Genomic DNA, 2,314 nt, shown 5'->3' with positions numbered 1-2,314 from the left:
TCGTCGGCAGCGTCAGGTGTGTATAAGAGACAGTTCCTGGTCGAGGCGGGCGCGGGCGGCGGCGAGTTCGTCCGGAGGGAGTTCCCCCAGGGCGATGCGCTCCAGCAGCCAATCCGGGGTGCGGTGGGGGGACGTCATGCGGCCTCCAGCTCCTGCAGGACAGCGGACAGGGCCCGCAGGCGCTTGCGCACCCCGGACACGGACAGGCCCACCTCGCGGGCGGTTTCCTCCAGCGTCATGCCGTCCACCAGGTGGAGCACGGCGATGTCGCGGCTGGACGCGGGCACGCGGCCGAAGAGCCGGTCCAGCAGGCCCCGGGCGGAGGCGCGCGCCTCCAGGTCGCCGGAGGCGGCGATGCGCAGGACCAGCTCATCGTCCCGGTCCTCCGGGCGCCGCTTCGCGCCGCGAAGGCGGTTGAGGCACACCCGGGTGGCGATCTGATGCAGCAGGCTGGAAGGCGCCGCGTCCTTCAAGGCGGACTGGTAGCGAAGCAGTTGCACGAACACGTCCTGCATGGCGTCCACGGCCTGTTCCTCGGAGCGCAAGAGGAAGCGGCAGCGCCGGAGCACCTGGGGGCCGTAGCGTCGGTAATAGGCCTCCACATCGACGGACACCGCGCACGCCTCCCGGTAGGACCAGGGGAACACCGGTGCCCCGAAAGTCTGTCACCGGCTTTTTTCAGCCAGCGGCGTCCCTATCCCGTTTTCCCCCAATCCGGCCACCCCACCCCGGTGAAGCCCTTCAGCACGTCCGGCCGGCCGGCGCCTGGGGATGAACGTGGAGGGAGCACAGCCGCCCACCCAGGGGAATCACCGCCCGACAGGGGACAGCAGCCCGGCATCCGGGGCCACCGCATCCTCCCTGGAGACAGCGGGGAGGCCGCCATCCATGGGGAGCGCGCCCATCGTCGGAGGCACGAGCACGGTCCCCACCCCGCCATCCGGCAGCACCCCACCGCGCAGCTCATCATCCGCGTCCACGCCATCAACGACGCGCCGGAGGATGCGGCCATCCGCGCGCAGGGCGTACTTCGCTCCGGAATCGAGCGTCGGAAACCGCCGGCCACACGCGGAGGGCTCCTCGTCCACGTAGACGAAGAGCAGGCCGCCCTGCCGGAGAACACGGTACGTGAAGGACTCCGGCCGGCTGTCACAGGTGGAGGCCGCGCTCCCCAGCGGAAACAGGTCCCGCGAGACGATCATCAGCGCGCGCAGCGTTTCGCCATCCAGCACGGCAGGCACACCGGCGGCCCCCACCCGGATGACGTCCGCACCGGTGGGCACCGGGAAGTGGACGGTCCGGTCGTCGAGGACCGGAGCCGAAAGGGGCTCGGGCCTCCGGGCACATCCCACCAGTCCCAACACCAGTACGACCGTCCTCAGCATCATGAGCCGTCCTCGCATGCAGCCTCCCTACCGCGCGTCCAGACGATAGGTGCGTTCATCGAGCCAGGTGACGACACCATGGGACTCCTGCTTCCACAGGTCCCCGGTCCGCGTCCACAGCATCATCTCCCGGGTGGCTGGAACGTACTGGTAGAAGCCGTCACACGTAGGGGCGCTCGCATCCCGCGACCGCGAGAAGAACGCGATGATGGAGAGGCGGATGGATCCTTCTCGCGTCAGGACCTCCCACTCATGGACGCCGGCCATCGCCTCGATGAAGCGCAGATCCCTTGCGGAGAGCCGCGTGCCGAACGGGTGGTTGTGCAGTGCGAAGATCTGCTTGAGGGTACCGGTCGCATAGCGGGCATCCTCGACGAAGGCAGGCAGCGCGCAGCTCCGCATGCCGCGCACTCCATCCCCCGGACGGGATGAATCCGACAGCATGCTCATCTCGTAACGTCCCTCGGGAGTGACGTAGAGCCAGGCGCAGTACTCAGTCGCAGCGCGGAGAGCCACCTCGGGCTGAGCCTCCTGCAGATGGACGACCGTGGCGTTCGGCTTGGAGAGGATGAGCGGACATGCGGCCGTCAACGCATCGGCGGCAAGCTCGTAGGGTCCGAAGTTCTTCAGTGGCCCGGGGATGTGATCCGGCGATGCGCCAGGACCCGGCCGCCAGACCCCTTCCACCAACGGGGGAGTCGAGCACCCCATCAGCACCGTCAGCCAGGGCAGCGCCTGCACGGACCTGCGAAACCAGCGAATCACGCAGTTCCCCCATTATCACGCCCCCACCGCCGTGCTCCCCTGCCCATCAAGCAGAAAGACGCTCGCTTGCATCGTTTGGCCGCCAAGTGTCGGGTTCTTGATGCGAGGGTGGGCCCCTGGGTTTAACGAAGATGGGTTCCCCCCTACCCTGCCTGTCTCTTATA

3 protein-coding genes and 1 pseudogene are annotated in these 2,314 nt (G+C 68.3%); all 4 read right to left on the bottom strand.

Annotation, left to right across the window (positions count from 1 at the left end):
- Positions 1–33: 33 nt before the first annotated feature.
- Positions 34–138: pseudogene (locus D7Y13_RS49985) on the bottom strand (ActD-like protein); the annotation flags it as partial.
- The gene (locus tag D7Y13_RS40920) at positions 135–614 is read right to left on the bottom strand and encodes an RNA polymerase sigma factor (protein WP_120533746.1); all 480 of its coding nucleotides are present in this window, start codon (positions 612–614) and stop codon (positions 135–137) included. The pseudogene D7Y13_RS49985 and the gene D7Y13_RS40920, both read right to left, overlap by 4 nt.
- A 195-nt stretch (positions 615–809) precedes the next feature.
- Positions 810–1,388, bottom strand: coding sequence for a hypothetical protein (locus tag D7Y13_RS40915; protein WP_120584088.1), 579 nt, complete (start codon positions 1,386–1,388; stop codon positions 810–812).
- A gap of 24 nt (positions 1,389–1,412) precedes the next feature.
- Complete coding sequence (locus D7Y13_RS40910) at positions 1,413–2,126, bottom strand: hypothetical protein (protein ID WP_244222462.1); 714 nt, start codon at positions 2,124–2,126, stop codon at positions 1,413–1,415.
- Positions 2,127–2,314 lie beyond the last annotated feature (188 nt).

Source organism: Corallococcus praedator (assembly GCF_003612125.1).
GTDB classification, from domain to species: Bacteria; Myxococcota; Myxococcia; order Myxococcales; family Myxococcaceae; genus Corallococcus; species Corallococcus praedator.
This window is presented reverse-complemented; position numbering and strand designations above follow the sequence as displayed.